This is a genomic window from Flavilitoribacter nigricans DSM 23189 = NBRC 102662, from assembly GCF_002646595.1.
Lineage (GTDB): Bacteria > Bacteroidota > Bacteroidia > Chitinophagales > Saprospiraceae > Flavilitoribacter > Flavilitoribacter nigricans.
In genome coordinates this window covers 117,053-131,394 of record NZ_PDUD01000034.1, presented here as the reverse complement: position 1 = coordinate 131,394, position 14,342 = coordinate 117,053, and the positions used below count along the sequence as shown (strand labels likewise).

The following is a 14,342-nucleotide window of genomic DNA, read 5'->3' as shown; positions in this document are numbered from 1 at the left end:
TGAAAGCTATTTTTCACTGCATAGCCCAGCTATGGAGTTAAAAATAGGTGCAAAGTGGCGGCCCGTACGGGTAACCCAGTGAGAGGTTTTCAAACAGTCTCTAAGCAAAAATATCCTTATCCGCCAGGTACCGGCTCTTCCGGTACGAGATGATGAACTCGATGATCAGCAACGCCAGTCCCAGTGCGATGAATATCTGGAAATAGCTGGCGTAATCCGTGAAGGATTGCTGTTCGAATTCCTGCTTCTCGATCTGGTCGATCCGCTCTCGCAGCGCGCTGATGATCTGCTGATCACGCCCTGCCAGGTTAAAATATAGTCCGTTACCCGCCTCGGCCACACTTTTCAGGGCATCCTCGTTCAGGCGGGACCGAATGGGGTTACCGGCATTATCGCGTTTATAGTCCTGCCGTCCGGCCACCTTGGTCGGGATGAAGCTACCTTCCGGATTTCCGATACCGATGGTGAAGATGGTCAGCCCGTTGTCATTGGCTTCTGAGGCTACGACCGCCGCCGCCCCGTCGTGTTCCTCACCGTCAGAAATGATCACCAGGGCTTTATTGCGTTCGTTTTCCTCGGGGAAAGACTCCTGGGCCAGTTGAATGGCTTCCGCCAGGGAAGTACCCTGCGAGGGCGCCATTCCGGGATTGGCCGTGCGCAGGAAAAGGTCGGCAAAGCTGTAGTCTACCGTCAGGGGCACCTGTAGATAGGCATTACAGGCAAACAAGATCACCCCGATATTTTCGCCCTTTAGACCTTCCACCAGATTTTGACTAAAACGTTTGGCGCGCTCCAGACGACTGGGAGAAATATCCTCCGCCAGCATACTCTGGGAGATATCCAGTGCAATAAAAAGGTCGATACCCTTCCGGGTAACGGTTTCCTTTTTGCTGCCCCATTGCGGATTGGCCCAGGCGATCACGAGGATAGCCATACCGATGACCAGGAGTACGAACTTCAGGGTGTGTTTATATTTGGACATGTCCGGAGCGATCTGCTCCATCAGCTGCAGGTCCCCGAAACGGGTGAGTGCCCGCCGGCGGTGCAAACGACTGGCCGTAAAGAACAATACCAGGAGCGGTATGGCCAGTAAAGCGTACAAGTGTTCCGGATGTTCGAATCTAAACATGTAGTCGTTAAACTGTTTGTGTGTCAAAACCGGCGCTTAGCCGGTAGTGCTCACCTGCTATGGAATCGTCCGCAGTATGGAATAGCGCAGGATCAGCTCCAGCAGGAGGAAGATCAGGCCCCAGAATGCGAAACGATGAAATTCTTCTTTATAACGCCGGAAGGAGGTCACTTCCATTTCCGTTTTTTCCAGTTGGTCGATAGAGGCATAGATCGCTTCCAGGCTTTCGGCATCCGTGGCCCGGAAATACTGGCCGCCGGTCATATCGGCGATCTCTTTCAGCAACTCTTCGTCGATCTCCACCCGGGCGATCCCAAAAATAAATTTACCGTCACTGCGTCGGCTGACCGGTGCCAGGGTCTCGCCCATGGAGCCCACGCCGATCGTATAGACCTTGATCCCGAATTCCTGGGCGATCTGAGCCGCCAGTTTCGGAGACTGGTATCCGGTATTGTTCACTCCGTCCGTCAGCAGGATCACGACCTTGCTTTCGGCTTCGCTTTCCTTGAGCCGGTTGACGGCGGTAGCCAGTCCCAGCCCGATTGCCGTTCCGTCTTCCAGCAGGCCGCACTGCAATTGCGAAAGGAAGGTCTTCACCACATCGTGATCAATGGTCAGTGGGCACTGCGTAAAGGCCTCACCGGAAAATACGATCAGTCCGACGCGGTCAAATTCCCGTTTATCCACAAAATCGGAAGCGACGCGTTTGCTCACTTCCAGGCGGTTGGGCTCAAAATCTTCGGCCAGCATACTACTGGACAGGTCCATGACCATGGCAATATCGATACCCTCGGCTTTTACTTCCTCCTCTTCCAGGATCTGCTGCGGCCGGGCCAGAGCAATGATCAGAGCGCCTACCGCCAGTACGCGCAGGATCGGAAGCAATGCCCGCAGCCGGCCCCGGATGGATTGAATCCCTTCAATTCCTCTCAGGGTGGGCATTCGTAAAGTAGCATAACGCTGCCGCCGCCGGTAATAGTACCAGACGCCCAGAGCGGGTATCAATAAGAGCAGTATCAGTACTGCCGGGTTTGCGAAACTTATACCTCCAAACATTTGCTATCGTTGACGGTCCGGTGGGTGCAGTGTAAAAGGGCGGGCAACCGGCATGCCGGTTAATGTGTAGCCCCTGGTGGCCCATCCGGCCTATCGTTATTCTTTTATTGCTTCATTTTCCGGGGATTCCCCGTTTTCCTCATTCGGCTCTTTGGTTTTCTGCTCCTCGGCCGCCGTCACCGCTTCGGTTTCCTCCATATTTTCTTCTTCTTTTACTTCCTCCTGCGGTTTGGCCTGGGTGATGATAATAAACTGCCGGGTCTTATCCATGGCTTCGGTATGGAAGGCGGCTGCCGGTTCGGCTTTCGCGAATTTCACCATATCCGAAGAGGTCAGGATCTGGCGCAGGGTCTGGAGCCGGTCCTGATCGATCTCCGGGGCTCCGTTCAATTTTTGCAGGATCTCGCCGGTTGTATTTTCCAGTGCGGGGATCTTAAAGCGATTTTCCAGATATTCTCTGGCCACATAGGTCAATATACTATAATAGTCCTTGATCCGTCCTTTCTGCCAGAGTTCCTGTTTTTGCAGTTCTTCGAGTTTGTCCAGCGCCACTTCGTGAGCCGGGCGGATAATAACAGGCCTGGTTTTTCCCTGATCATCGTGTTTTTTGAAGAAGAACCACCAGATCAGCAGACCGATAATGATCACTCCGGCACCACCCAGCAGATAGGGCAGGCTGTCCTGAAAAGTGAAATCCTCCCGTTCAATATCCTTGATCGGCGCCAGTTGCAGCGAATCCGATGCGATGGGGATCGTATTGACCGTAAGCGGGATCGGGTTGGTCTGCAGGGTTTCGATCTGGCCGTCGGCTCCGATCAGCCGTACGGGAATTTGCGGTACGACGTATTCTCCCGAATCGAAGGAGGTGATCATCACGTTCTTTTCCAGATAGTTCACGCCCGGATCTTCTTTGGTTACCGGCGCGGTCTCGCTCACAATTTCCAGGCCTTCTACTTCTGAGATCGGATTCAGGTCGATATCTACTTTGTCATTACCCGGTTGGGTGACCCGGATCTGCAGCTTTACCTGGTCGCCGATCATGATGACGGTATTGGATAGTTCCGCCGTTACGGTAGACTGGGTCAGCGCCGCTACCGGTAAAAGGAGTATCCAGAGTATGCAGATTAAAAAGCGTTTCGTCATGATATTCTTCGCTGAAAAAACCGTAACAGGGCGTTTACATAGGATTCGTTGGTGCGGATGGTCACCGTATCGGCGCCGCTTCGCAGAAATACCCGCTTGAAATACTGGGAGTGATCGGTGTACCACTGGGCGTATTCGGACCGGATGCGTTTGGAAGCCGTATCGATCCAACGCATCTGGCCGCTTTCGGCGTCCAGGGCCCGGATGAGCCCGATATTCGGCAGCTCTTCTTCCCGAGGATCCACGAGGTGCACGCCGATAAGGTCGTGTTTGCGGGCCACAATGCGGAGCGGTGCTTCGTAGTTTTCCGTCAGGAAATCCGAGAGCAAAAAGCAGATACTACGCTTTTTAACCACATTGTTGAAATACTCCAGCGTAGAACGCATATCGGTACCGTGACCGGTCGGTTCAAAATCGATCAATTCGCGAATGATGCGCAGCGTATGCTGACGACCCTTTTTGGGCGGGATGAATTTTTCCACCCGGTCCGAAAAGAAGATCACGCCCACCTTATCGTTGTTCTGAATGGCCGAAAAGGCCAGCACGGCACAGATCTCCGTAAGGATCTCGTTTTTCAACTGATTGACCGTACCGAAAAAGGAAGACCGGCTCATATCGATCAGCAGCATCACGGTCAGTTCCCGTTCTTCCTCAAAGATCTTGACGTGCGGATCGCCCGTACGCGCCGTAACGTTCCAGTCAATATTCCGGACGTCATCCCCGTACTGGTAATTGCGAACTTCGCTGAAGGACATACCCCGCCCCTTGAAAGCACTGTGGTACTCTCCGGAAAAGATATGCTTGCTCAGACCTTTCGTCTTGATCTCTATCTTGCGGACCTTCTTGAGGAGTTCGCTGGTTTCCATTTTTTGAAACGGTTGATGGTTGATGGTGGACGGTGGACGGTGGACGGTTGACGGTTGAGGGTAGACGGTAGAGGGTTGACGGTCGACGGGTGAAATACCATCCACCGTCGACCGTCCACCGTCGACCATACCTAAGGTACCTCTACCGAATTCAGCACCTGATTAATAATATCTTCCTGCGTGACGTTCTCGGCTTCGGCCTCGTAGGTCAGGCCGATGCGGTGACGCATTACATCGTGGCAAACGCTCCGTACATCTTCCGGAATAACGTAACCGCGGCGTTGCAGAAAAGCATAGGCCTTAGCGGCCATAGCCAGCGCGATACTCGCCCGCGGCGAACCGCCGTAGTTGATGAGCAGTTCCAGATTCTTGAGCCGGTAATCGGCCGGGGTCCGGGTGGCGAAAACGATATCCAGAATGTACTGTTCGATCTTTTCGTCCATATATACCTTGCGGACAGATTCGCGGGCTTTGATGATCTCTTCCGGTTTGACAACCGCATTGACATTTTCAAAGTCGCCCTTCAGGTTGCGGCGAATGATCTCCCGTTCTTCCTCCTGTTTGGGATAGGTGATCTTTACCTTCAGCATGAAACGGTCGACCTGGGCTTCCGGCAGCGGATAGGTACCTTCCTGTTCGATCGGGTTCTGGGTAGCCAGTACCAGAAAGGGTTCCTGCAATTTGAACGTTTCGTTACCGATCGTCACCTGGCGTTCCTGCATGGCCTCGAGCAGTGCACTTTGCACCTTGGCCGGCGCCCGGTTGATCTCATCCGCCAGTACGAAGTTGGCAAAAATGGGACCTTTCCGGACGGAAAACTCATTTTGGCTGGGGTTATAGATCATGGTACCGATGATATCGGCGGGCAGAAGGTCCGGTGTAAACTGGATACGGCTGAATTTGGCATCGATGGTCTTGGACAAGGTTTTGATGGCCAGGGTTTTGGCCAGACCGGGCAAACCTTCCAGCAGAACGTGGCCACGCGTAAGCAGGCCGAGGAGCAAACGTTCTACCATGTGATGCTGCCCGACAATGACTTTGCCGGTTTCAGCGTTTAATCGTTCAACAAAGGCGCTATCGAGGTAGATCTGTTGGTTGAGCGCTTCGATGTCAATCGAATGGGTCATATTATTTATTTTATAATGGCGGATGAGTTAGTGCCTGATCCCGGAGATATCAGAGACAAAGCACTGGGTTCAACAAAATTGCTGCTCCCGCGTAAAATTTAGAGGTCACAAATTTGCTAAAAAAAAATTACAATGTGGGCAGATTGGCCAGGTAGCTACAAAAGCTTAATGGCTCCTTGACTCAATTAACAAAACTTTAAGTTTCTTTTGATCTTTTTCTAGTCTTTATACCGGGTAATACTTGTTTTATGAACGCAAAAGCTATTTTTCTGTTTTCCCTGGCCCTTGTTTTTATTGGATTTTCTCCGCTTCGGGGCCAAAGTCTGGAAGATTCACTCTACAATGGTCTGGACAGGACGATTCTGATCGTTCGGCTGCCGAGTCAGGAAAAGAAAATGCAGGCCATCAAAGCCACGATCGCCGATCCGGAGCTCAGTGAATCGGCCCGCGCCCGCTTGCAGGCCCAACTGGAAAGCGTACAAATGGAAACCAAACTGAAAAATCTGGCCATTCTCGAGGCTTTCGACGAAAATTTCGACGCCATGCCCATCGGGTTTGTCTACGATACTACGCGGAACGTTTATCGGACGGATTTGCTGAACCGGCAGTTGGAAGTAACCGAATCTGTAGACATACCCGGCAAGGTCATTCAACTGCGTTTCGGTCGACCGGTGCTGTATTCCGGTAGCCGGGCGGAATCTATGGTGCTTACGGATAGCGAATTGACGGACCTGGGCCACCCTTTCCCCAAACCCGTACTGATGACCGGATTCGGTTATGGCTTCAATAAGATCCTGGCTCCCGAAACGGCCTTCGAAAAACTACTGGAAAAGCGGGTGAAGAAACTCAACCGCAAATTGGAAGAACTATTTTTATAGAAGACGGATAGACGCTGGCAAGCGGATGCCGAGAATGTTGAAAAAAACATGAAAACAACGATTTATATACTGACCCTGATCTCTGCTTTTGCTTTTACGCAATCGCTTTTCGGACAGGAAGGGCAAAGTGCGAAAGACCTCAGTCGACGCCAACAAAAGCTGTACGAGCAGATCCGGATAAGCAACAGTCAGGGCCGTCTGGACGCCGCCATCCGGGACCTGAATGAACTGCTGGAAGATGCGCCGAATTTTACGGAAGGCTATCACATGCGTGGTACGATCCATTATGATACCCGTTCCTACGCGGCTGCGGAAAGCGATCTTGAAAAAGTACTCGCCCTGGAGCAGCAATACGACGTGCTGGTACTGTACCAGCTGGCGCTGGCCAAGAAAGGACTGGAAAAATTTCCCGCTGCTGCCGATCTGCTGGAACGTTTTATCGGCAGTGGTTACAAACGGGAATCGCTCGTAGAGCGGGCCAAAAAACATCTGGAAGACGCGCGGTTTGCGGCCGAAGCGATCCGCAAACCCATTCCCTTTGCTCCGGAAAATATCGGAGCGCCCATCAGTAGCCCTGATCTGGAATATCTGCCCTTGCTGAGTGCGGATGGTAATACCCTGGTGTTCACCCGCCGGATCGGGGATCAGGAAGATTTTTACGTAGCCGAGAAAAAGGATGGCGCGTGGGCGAACGTGCAACCGCTCGCTGCGCTGAACACTCCCTATAACGAAGGAGCGCAGAGTATTTCTGCGGACGGTCGACTTATGGTTTTTACCTTTTGCCAGTCCGGCCCCGATCAGGGCGGATGCAATCTTTTTTATTCCGAAAAATGCGACGGCAACTGGACGAGACCGGCCAAGATCGAGGGGAGCTTGAATACCGGTGCCTGGGAGGCACAGCCCACCCTGAGTGCCGATGGCAGTCTGCTGATCTTTGTCAGTAATCGCGAAGGCGGCTACGGCGGGAATGACATCTGGGCCTGTCGCCGCAGCCTGAGCGGCAAGTGGGGCAAACCGGTCAATATGGGCGAAGCCATCAATACACCCGGCAACGACCAGTCGCCTTTTCTGCACGCCGACGGTCGCACGCTGTATTTCAGTTCGGACGGCCGCCCGGGAATGGGTGGAATTGACCTCTACCGGGTTCAACTGCAGGAAGACGGGCAATGGGGCCCAGTAACCAACCTGGGATACCCGATCAATACCCCGGATGACGAAGGGGCCATTAGTATTAGCCTGGACGGTAAAGCCGGTTTTTTTGCCAAAAGTCCCAAAGGCGTACAAGACCTGGATATCTTCACTTTCCCGGTCTATCCGGAGATCGCCCCATTACCGGTGACTTACGTGCAGGGGCATATTTATGACCGTAAAACGGAGGCAATGATCAGCGCCCGGGCCGAACTGATCGATTTGGCAACGGGGCGGCCGGTAGCCATCGTGGCCAATTGCGATGATGGTTCCTACCTGGTTTGCCTGACGGCGGGCCGGGATTATGCGCTCAATGTAAATAAGGAAGGCTATCTGTTCTTTTCCGAGAATTTTGCCCTGCAGGAAGCCGATCTGAGTGATCCCTTCGAACTGGATGTGCCGCTGCAACCCATCGAGCCGGCCGCGGAAATGACGGAGGAAGACCGGCAGCCGATCGTATTGAAGAATGTATTTTTCGCCACGGCTTCCGCCGAATTGTTGCCCAGTTCCACCAATGAGCTGGATCGTTTATTCGGCCTGCTGGAAGACAATCCTGACATGCGGATCCAGATCAACGGACATACGGATGATGTGGGCAGTGATGAAGACAATCAACAGCTTTCCGAAGCCCGGGCGCGGGCGGTTTACAGCTATCTGATCGAGAAAGGAGTGGACGGAGAAAGGTTGAAATACAAAGGATTCGGGGAAACGCGGCCCATTGCGGGTAATGATTCGGACGAAGGCCGGCAGAAAAATCGCCGAACCGAGTTTGAGGTCTGGTAAAGATCGGTATAGCAATAAAAAAAGTCGTAAACCCCGAGAGGTTTACGACTTTTTTTATGGTGTTTTCGCGTCGATTTAAAGCGGTACGATGATACCACCGTTGATTCCGAATACGCGGTTTCTGCGAGAGAAAGTAGTGGGGTCACTGTCGTCAAGGTCGTTCAGACCCATCAGGTAACGGCCGTCTACGAAGAAGCGCAGTGCATCGCGGCTTCCGAACTCTACACCCAGGGCAGTAGCCAGAGTGAAATCGGAACGCTTGTAATTATCTACGTCAAAATCGATATCTACTTCGTTCTGGTCATTTTTGATCTGACCGGCGATAGCATAACTCAGGTACGGACCGGCACCGATGTAGAAACCAATACCGTCTCCAAAGCGCAGTTTGGCCAGGGCACCAACGTCAACATAAGCTACGTTATAGGTTCCGTCGGAAACCAGGGAGTTACCGGCGATCTTATAACCACGACCCATATAGGTCAGCTCCGGCTGGATAATAAATGCCTGCGAAACGGGCAGTTCAAAGAACAGACCAATACTTAGGTCACTTTTACCTTCGGTATCGATATCCAGGTCACTGGCATCAACGGTTACATTGGAATAATTGTATCCTACTTTCGCACCAAAACCTGCCTGGCTAAAGCCTACACCTGCTGCAAACAATAAGCACAGGGCACAGACTAGTGCTCGCATTACGTGATTGTTTTTCATGATTATTTCTGTTTTATTTGGTTTTGTTGTGAAACAGCGGGAACCGGGGCCAAGTTCGAACGGGTAAAAAAAATCATGAAAATCACACTCTATCAGATCATTAAATCATCTGATAATCAGATCATAAGATGATTACTGCACTTCATTCAAGCGGTATTCCTCAATAATGCGTACGATCTTTTCCGCATAGAAGGGGTCAGTGGCGTAATTGCACTGCTTCAGTCCGTAGGCCCAGCTCGGATAGTCCCACTCCGCGTAGCGCAGCAACTGACGGTAGGGATCGCGTTGGGTGAGGAATATCCCGAAATCACTGTAGCTTTCCCGGATCAGCTTATATTTTCGGAAACACTGCTGGGCTGACCCACCGTAGTACCCCCAGTACTCCTGGGTACTTTTACAGTAGCGTTCTTCCCAGGCATTTTTGGCTTTGATTCCGAAATGGTTATTGGCATTCTGGGCAAGGTCGCTGGTACCCCAGTTGCTTTCCAGTCCGGCAATGGCAATAATGATGGGGATCGGTATGGAGGTGGCCTGATTGAGCTCGACGGATAAATAGCGATATTTCCAGAGGTACCTTTTCACTTTGAAAGGGCGTTCCGGAAAGTCGAGCGTTGGGTCCTGGGCGTTGAAGCTGCAGCAGAACAGGCAGACCATCAATAGGCAGAAAGGTTGGTAAAGATGTCGTCGTTTCATGGAAGGTTTTGTGTTTATTATCACCAATTTTAATACGTTTCAAGGTAAAAAAATCTTTATTTTCGGACAAACGACCCGTTCGGCCGGTCCTGATAAGATCTTTTCATTCCGGAAAGTAAAAAACACTTTCCGGCCTAGGCGAATTCCCACAGTACCCGGCCCAGCAACACAACGCCGAAGAGCAGCAATGCGATGCCCGCAATGCGACGCAACCACACCAGATGCTTCCATTTCAGGAACCGGCGAATGCGTTTGGCCAGAATGACTTTTGTGAGATCCGTCAGGATGATGGTACCTAATATGCCCGTAAAGAATAGAGTGGCGTCCGATTGATCGAGGTCTTTTGCCAGCACAATACCCGTCATTACGCTGATCCAGAAGAAAAAGGTAAAGGGATTGAAGGTATTGATCGCAAAACCTTTCAGCCACAGTAGATGGTAGGGGGATCGTTGGGTGCCGATCTCGGCAACGTATTTCATTTTGGGAGGCTTGGAAAGGAGTGTACCCAGTCCGATAAGCATAAGGATGATACTGCCGATAATACCTAACCAGCGAAGAACACTATCATTAGAAACGATAGATTCGAGGAAAGCGCTGCTCATAAACACCGTGAGGATGAAAAGCAGATCACTGATCCAGATCCCCGCGCCGAGAGCCGCACCGGCCCGAAAGCCTCGTTCTACTCCTGCCTGAATCAGTGCAAACAGGATGGGCCCCGTAATGAGTGATAGTGCCAGCCCCAGTTGTATGCCGTTCCAAAGATTTGCCACCTCAAAATAATAATAGGATGAGGCCAACCAAGGGCTGCATTTCACCGCGGAGCTTTTCAAAAGAAGATCAGCACCGGCAAATTTTGCTCCACAAACAGGCGAACTTATGCGGAGCACGCCGGGTGGGACTGTCGACGATCAATCCCATGATCTTTTAGTAACGGCTCCTGACTATCGTAGAGCCTGACGATGAAAAGTATGCACAATTTTGCTCTTGATTAGCATTATGATGCACCGATAATCCAGTAGTCCGATATGCTTTTGTGAAAAAGATCAGCTCTTCCGATCATCTGCCATCAACACAAAGGTAGGGAATGCGGTCAAGTTGCCCAAATTGGACCTACTTCCGGATCAATGGCAGGCTCACCTGGAAAAAACCGTTCTCATCCTGAATGACCACCTCTTCATCGGTAAAAAAGGCATAGCGGTTGCGGATATTCTGGAGGCCGATCTGGGTGGAGGAAGTCTCCTGGTGTTTGCGTTGTAAGGTATTGCGAACAACGAGAAAATGATTCTCGATATACACGTCGATCTCCAGTGGCCGCTGTTTGGAAATGATGTTGTGCTTGACGCAATTCTCCATCAGGATCTGGAGGGAAAGGGGCACGATCTTATCCTGTAGGTGTTCATCGGGTATCGCTTTCCGGATGCAGATATTGTCACCGAAACGCTCTTTGAGCAGAAAGAGATAGGATTTCATAAAATTCAGCTCTTCCGCCAGGGGAATGAGCTGCCGGTCGCGAATTTCGAGAATATAGCGATAGACCTTGGAAAGCTGACGCACAAAATGTACCGCTTTATCCGGATCTTCGGGAATGATATAAGTGAGGGTATTCAGACTATTGAACAGGAAGTGCGGATTGACCTGACTTTTCAGCCCTTCGAGTTGGGATTCGATATTGGCGCGTTTGAGCTGAGCGGTCTCCAGCAGCGCTTCCTTCCAGCGGGCGTAGAAAAAGATGGTTTCGTAGATAGTGGTCACCAGCGCCAGAATGGTGAAGGAGGCTACATTGTAATCCAGTTGGGTGACTCCTTTGGGGTGGTCAAATCCCACCCAGCTTTCGATATAGCTCATCAGTACGTTTACGATCAAAAAGATCAGAATAATACTGAGGCCGGTAAAAATGATCCTTTTGGCGGTACTGTCCGCATCCCGGTATTTACAGCGCAATTCGAGCAGTGCCCAGCGTACGGGGATCCAGTAGAAAGTGGTATACAAAAAAGAGACGCCCCATTTGGGCAGATAATCGGCCAGTCCGTTATTGAGGGTCGCATCAAAAAAAAGCAGGGGCACCAAAAATGAGATCACCGGTACGCCGGCCAGGACGAGCCAGAGATCATTGAAGCCAAGTAATTCCCGTTTTTTTCTGCGTTTAATCATATGCCTGGGACAAAGATATCTAAAATTGTTTTCCGCAAAACAGTGGGTTAAGCGGCTAAATGCAATAAGGGCGTACGGTGGTGATTTATTTACAACAAATTTGGGCAGATTTTCGTCCGCTTACCCGCCGAATCCGCTGAATTGTCGTTTTGCCGGGTTGAATCGTTGATTTGCCGACTTATTTTCTACAGATAGGGTCAACACTTACTTGACAATGCCAGCATTTTTACATTACTTTGCAATTCAAAGTACTTTACCATGACTCAAAGCCATAAGAAACATTTCGAGGCCCTGCAGGATATCCGTTCCATGATGGAGCGGAGCAGCCGCTTCATCTCTCTGAGTGGATTATCCGGTATTGCCGCCGGAGTGATCGCCCTGTTGGGAGCTTCCGCCGTATACTGGTATCTGGACCTCAGTCCTTTCGATCAGAAACAGGCGTATTATGTGGCGGCCCGGAACAGCGAAAAATGGGGGCTCGATTACGTGCGTTTCTTCCTGTTGGATGGGTTGTTGGTACTGGTACTGGCCTTCGCTGCGGGCGTGTTCTTTACCACCCGGAAAGCCCGGGCCAAAGGGCAGAAGATCTGGGATGCGCTGACCCGCCGCCTGTTGATAAATTTGATGATCCCGCTTATCACGGGTGGAATCTTTTGTTTAGCTTTGTTCGCTCACGGTTTTGTCGGCCTGATCGCCCCGTCCACCCTGGTTTTTTACGGTCTGGCGTTGATCAATGCCAGTAAGTATACCTTCAACGATATTCGTTATCTGGGTGTTAGTGAGATCATACTGGGTATGATCGGACTTTTCCAACTGGGCTACGGTCTGGAACTTTGGGCGATCGGTTTTGGCCTGTTGCATATTTTGTACGGCAGCGTGATGTACTTCAAATACGAGCGAGCCTAAGGAACTTTTATGAAAAATATTATCACCAATCTCAATAAGGCATTCGATCACCGCACTCGGCTGGGGATCATGTCGCTGTTGATGGTGAACGAGTGGATGGATTTTAACGGCTTCAAGGAAATGCTGGACGACATCAAGGACGGCACGCTGGCGAGCCACCTGAAGGCCCTGGAAAAAGAAAAGTACATTGAAATACGAAAGCAGTTCGTCGGCCGAAAGCCGAATACATCCTACCGGGCCACGGCGTCGGGGAAAAAGGCTTTCAATGATCATTTGAACGCGCTGGAAGCCATCCTGAAAATGGTCGAATGACAAATACGCCCCGGGAGCACACTTCGAAGAAGTCATTCCCGGGAGCACAACTGAATGATATATTTTTTTGTCTATAAACTTTGAATAACAAAGTACTTTGAATGAAAACTTCGGACGCAGAAGCACTCTCTTATGGAATTCGTTTACGCGAACGGCTAATGATCTGGCTGGTCGGGATCACCCATCCGGTATACGAACGCTGGTTTCGCCGGCGCCGGCCGGCCTGGCAGCACACTACGGCCCGGCTGCTGCGCTACGAAGCCGGAAGTCTCGGTCGGGCATTGGGCATTTTTTTGACCGATAACCGGATCTCACTCATCCCCCGATTTGAAGACCACGATGTTTTCCACGTCTTGCTGGAATACGACACCACCGTGGCGGGGGAATCAGAAATGCAATTTTGCTTGCTGGGCAGTGGAAAGCGCTCTCTCTATGTTATGGGTACTTGTGCCATTGCCTGGCTTGCTTTTCCCGAATACTGGCCGCGATTTCGCACGGCCTACCGGCGGGGACGGGGTTTGCGCCGGTTCCACCACTGGTATTTTGAATACCTGCTGGGTGAACCCCTCGAAGAGATGCGGGCCTTCATCCGCGGGGAGAAGCTGGATAGTTTCCCCGATTTTTAATCCAATAATACCCGCACACGATCAAAAACCAAATGCAATGCACAAGACCACCTCTTTTTATCTGCCTGCTTTCCGACCGGGCCAGATTAAAGTAAGCCGGCTCACTATTTTCCTGACCCTGACGGTGCTGTTTAACTGCAGCCTGATCCTGTACCGCAACCTTCATCTGACGGATCACTGGTGGGGCGTCCGGCATTATACGGATCTTTTAGCGGAGGGTAGAGGGCCCAGTTTTCTGTTCCTGGTATGGAACCTTTTTCTGGCCTGGGTGCCCTACGGGATCTCCCTGCTGATCCGCCCGGAGCAGCCACGTTGGTGGCGGTATATCCTGCTTGGTGCCTGGTTGCCGTTTTTTCCAAATGCACCGTATATCATTACCGATCTGTTGCATTTGCAGGAGCGCCTGCCCGTGCCGCTGTGGTACGATATGCTGACGATCTTCTCCTTCGCCTGGACCGGGCTGATCTTCGGCTATCTGTCCCTGATCCGGATCCAAAAACACTGCTTTGATCAATGGGGGCCGGTAATGAGCAATCTCATTACGGCCGGGGTATGGTTGCTGGCCGGGCTGGGGATCTACATCGGTCGTTTCCTGCGCTGGAATAGCTGGGATGTCCTGACCAGCCCCCGGGCACTGGTGGCCGACCTGGGATCCATATTTGCCGATCCGGCTGTACACTGGCCGGCAATCGGGTCCGGGCTCCTGCTCTCGGTATTGTTGTTCCTGGGGTTTGCCACGATTCGGGAAATGCGGTGAAGGCTGGAAAATTCCG

The 14,342-nt window shown here is 51.5% G+C and carries 15 protein-coding genes; 6 read left to right on the top strand and 9 right to left on the bottom strand.

Features of this window, described 5'->3' with window-relative positions; all coding sequences use genetic code 11:
* Window positions 1–100: 100 nt before the first annotated feature.
* The 5 genes from CRP01_RS28950 to CRP01_RS28930 form a co-directional block, all read right to left on the bottom strand.
* A complete protein-coding gene (locus tag CRP01_RS28950) occupies window positions 101–1,129 on the bottom strand; it encodes a vWA domain-containing protein (protein ID WP_099153555.1) in 1,029 nt (342 codons plus the stop codon).
* Between the two features lie 57 nt (window positions 1,130–1,186).
* On the bottom strand, window positions 1,187–2,185 hold the full coding sequence (locus tag CRP01_RS28945) for a vWA domain-containing protein (RefSeq protein WP_099153554.1): 999 nt from the start codon (window positions 2,183–2,185) through the stop codon (window positions 1,187–1,189).
* A 96-nt stretch (window positions 2,186–2,281) separates the two neighbouring features.
* On the bottom strand, window positions 2,282–3,328 hold the full coding sequence (locus tag CRP01_RS28940; RefSeq protein ID WP_099153553.1) for a hypothetical protein: 1,047 nt from the start codon (window positions 3,326–3,328) through the stop codon (window positions 2,282–2,284).
* Entirely contained in the window at window positions 3,325–4,194 is an 870-nt protein-coding gene (locus tag CRP01_RS28935) for a DUF58 domain-containing protein (RefSeq protein ID WP_099153552.1), read from the bottom strand. The genes CRP01_RS28940 and CRP01_RS28935 overlap by 4 nt, the downstream gene beginning before the upstream one ends.
* Before the next feature lie 131 nt (window positions 4,195–4,325).
* Window positions 4,326–5,321, bottom strand: a complete 996-nt coding sequence (locus CRP01_RS28930) for an AAA family ATPase (RefSeq protein WP_099153551.1) — start codon at window positions 5,319–5,321, stop codon at window positions 4,326–4,328.
* A gap of 248 nt (window positions 5,322–5,569) precedes the next feature.
* On the opposite strand from CRP01_RS28930, the gene CRP01_RS28925 reads away from it, so the two are divergent.
* Window positions 5,570–6,199: a hypothetical protein gene (locus CRP01_RS28925; protein WP_099153550.1), complete on the top strand. Its 630-nt coding sequence runs from the start codon at window positions 5,570–5,572 to the stop codon at window positions 6,197–6,199.
* A 48-nt stretch (window positions 6,200–6,247) separates the two neighbouring features.
* Window positions 6,248–8,170, top strand: a complete 1,923-nt coding sequence (locus CRP01_RS28920; protein ID WP_099153549.1) for an OmpA family protein — start codon at window positions 6,248–6,250, stop codon at window positions 8,168–8,170.
* A 75-nt stretch (window positions 8,171–8,245) separates the two neighbouring features.
* Here the strand turns inward: CRP01_RS28920 and CRP01_RS28915 are convergent, their stop codons facing one another.
* From CRP01_RS28915 to CRP01_RS28900, 4 genes are all read right to left on the bottom strand, one after another.
* Window positions 8,246–8,881, bottom strand: coding sequence for a porin family protein (locus CRP01_RS28915; RefSeq protein WP_099153548.1), 636 nt, complete (start codon window positions 8,879–8,881; stop codon window positions 8,246–8,248).
* A 132-nt stretch (window positions 8,882–9,013) separates the two neighbouring features.
* Window positions 9,014–9,574 (bottom strand): glycoside hydrolase family 73 protein, encoded by a 561-nt coding sequence (locus CRP01_RS28910; protein ID WP_099153547.1) that lies wholly within the window; start codon window positions 9,572–9,574, stop codon window positions 9,014–9,016.
* 134 nt (window positions 9,575–9,708) lie between these two features.
* Window positions 9,709–10,344 carry a LysE family translocator gene (locus CRP01_RS28905; RefSeq protein WP_170110585.1) on the bottom strand — a complete coding sequence of 212 codons (636 nt, stop codon included), beginning with the start codon at window positions 10,342–10,344 and terminating at the stop codon, window positions 9,709–9,711.
* A 340-nt stretch (window positions 10,345–10,684) separates the two neighbouring features.
* The gene (locus CRP01_RS28900) at window positions 10,685–11,725 is read right to left on the bottom strand and encodes a sensor histidine kinase (RefSeq protein WP_099153545.1); all 1,041 of its coding nucleotides are present in this window, start codon (window positions 11,723–11,725) and stop codon (window positions 10,685–10,687) included.
* 258 nt (window positions 11,726–11,983) lie between these two features.
* Here CRP01_RS28900 and CRP01_RS28895 point away from each other — a divergent pair, with 258 nt between their 5' ends.
* The 4 genes from CRP01_RS28895 to CRP01_RS28885 all read left to right on the top strand — a co-directional run bounded on the left by CRP01_RS28895 (window position 11,984) and on the right by CRP01_RS28885 (window position 14,326).
* The gene (locus CRP01_RS28895; protein ID WP_099153544.1) at window positions 11,984–12,631 is read left to right on the top strand and encodes a hypothetical protein; all 648 of its coding nucleotides are present in this window, start codon (window positions 11,984–11,986) and stop codon (window positions 12,629–12,631) included.
* Window positions 12,632–12,640: 9 nt separating this feature from the next.
* Window positions 12,641–12,943 carry a winged helix-turn-helix domain-containing protein gene (locus CRP01_RS28890; protein WP_099153543.1) on the top strand — a complete coding sequence of 101 codons (303 nt, stop codon included), beginning with the start codon at window positions 12,641–12,643 and terminating at the stop codon, window positions 12,941–12,943.
* A 101-nt stretch (window positions 12,944–13,044) separates the two neighbouring features.
* Window positions 13,045–13,569 carry a hypothetical protein gene (locus tag CRP01_RS42490; RefSeq protein WP_170110584.1) on the top strand — a complete coding sequence of 175 codons (525 nt, stop codon included), beginning with the start codon at window positions 13,045–13,047 and terminating at the stop codon, window positions 13,567–13,569.
* Between the two features lie 37 nt (window positions 13,570–13,606).
* Complete coding sequence (locus tag CRP01_RS28885; protein ID WP_170110583.1) at window positions 13,607–14,326, top strand: DUF1361 domain-containing protein; 720 nt, start codon at window positions 13,607–13,609, stop codon at window positions 14,324–14,326.
* Window positions 14,327–14,342 lie beyond the last annotated feature (16 nt).